Below are 1,547 nucleotides of genomic sequence, written 5' to 3'. Positions count from 1 at the left end.
GTGGTCCCCGCGCGTGCGGGGGTGGTCCCGCCTCAGACGCCCACACCACCGGGCTGATCGTGTGGTCCCCGCGCGTGCGGGGGTGGTCCCGCCCCGTCGCGGGTGTGCGACGGGGCGTTCGGGTGGTCCCCGCGCGTGCGGGGGTGGTCCCTCCTCGGCGGTGCGCACCATCAGGGCCTCAGCGTTGTCCCCGCGCGTGCGGGGATGGTCCCCGGGCATCCGGCTGCTCGTCACTGCGGAACCGGTGGCCCCCGCGCGTGCGGGGGTGGTCCCAGGACCGGGTTCTGACGCTGCTCACCCCGTATGTGGTCCCCGCGCACGCGGCGGTGGTTCCGCCACACGCTGATAGCCGTAACGCTGCCGGAGGTGGTCCCCCCGCGCGCGGGCGTGTACCCGTCCGAATCATGCAGGCGCTGTCCGGCCGACCGGGGTCCCAGAGCATTCGGGGCTGCTCCCAAGCCTTGCTAAGCCCACCAGACCCAATAGCCGGCCGCCCGGCGTGTCACACGTCCGTTCGCCGGCTCCCCAGCGCGGTCCGTGTCTCGCTCGCCAAGTTCGCACGTAGACAACGAGTAAGGGTCTGCACAGCGGCCATCACGCCGACTACGTCCTGGCGGGCCGGATGACTTCGACTGGGTCCCGGAGCCATACCTGCTGGCCCCGGTCGGTCACGGTCAGCCCGAACTGCCCGGCGTCGGGCCGCCCCACCGACTCGTACTCCCACCAGACCTGCTCGATCTCCTCCCACAAGAACCCGGGTCCGTACTGCCACACCTCCTCCCCGGTGGCGGTCATGGCAGCACCTCCGTCCTCCCGGGTCACCCACACCCGGGCCCCGCCGGCGGTGCTCTGGTGGATGAGCCGTACGCCGGGCAACCGCGCCCCCGCGTACAGGGCGAACCCGAGGTCGAGGAGCCGGGCGGGGTCCAGGCCCGCCGCACGGGCCCGCCCCTTGCCCCGCACCTCGTGGAGATCGGGCACGCGGTGGGCTCGCATCGGCATGTACGTCGCCCCGCCGCAGAACGGGCCCGTCGCGGTGCCGTCGCCCTGAACGCGAAGCTGGACCAGCGCACCCGACCAGAACTCCCGGGCCAGCGGGGCCACAACGACCCCGCCAGGCCGGACCTGCCGGAGCAGCGCGTACGGGACGTACCGCAGGGAGCAGGTGGAGACCAGCCGGTCGACGAGTCCTAGACCGGGCCAGGGCTGTTCGCCGTCCCCGACGCGAAGGTGTGGCCGGTAACCGGCCTGCGCGAGGGCGTCGGCCGCCTGCCGGGCCACGACCGGGTCGAGCTCGACGCTGTGGACCAGATCGTCACCGAGCCGCTCGCAGAGCAACGCGGAAACGTACCCGGTGCCGGTCCCGATCTCCATCACCCGCTGACCGTCCTGGACACCGAGCAACCCGAGCATCCGGGCGACCATTGAGGGCATCGAGTTCGACGACGTCGCGACACCGGGACCGCCCTCGACCCCGTCGTCGAGCTGAGTGACGACCGGCTCGTCCGAGTTCACCAACGCCAGCCACGCATCCGCCCCCACCACCG

At 72.7% G+C, this 1,547-nt stretch carries 1 protein-coding gene; it reads right to left on the bottom strand.

The annotated features are described in order from the left end of the window. Positions 1-603: 603 nt before the first annotated feature. Positions 604-1,545, bottom strand: a complete 942-nt coding sequence (locus D581_RS0129725) for a methyltransferase domain-containing protein (protein ID WP_063738222.1) — start codon at positions 1,543-1,545, stop codon at positions 604-606. Positions 1,546-1,547: the final 2 nt, after the last annotated feature.

It is taken from the genome of Streptomyces sp. CNB091 (assembly GCF_000377965.1).
Note: the sequence above shows the minus strand (reverse complement) of the source record. Positions and strands in the feature narration are given on the sequence as shown.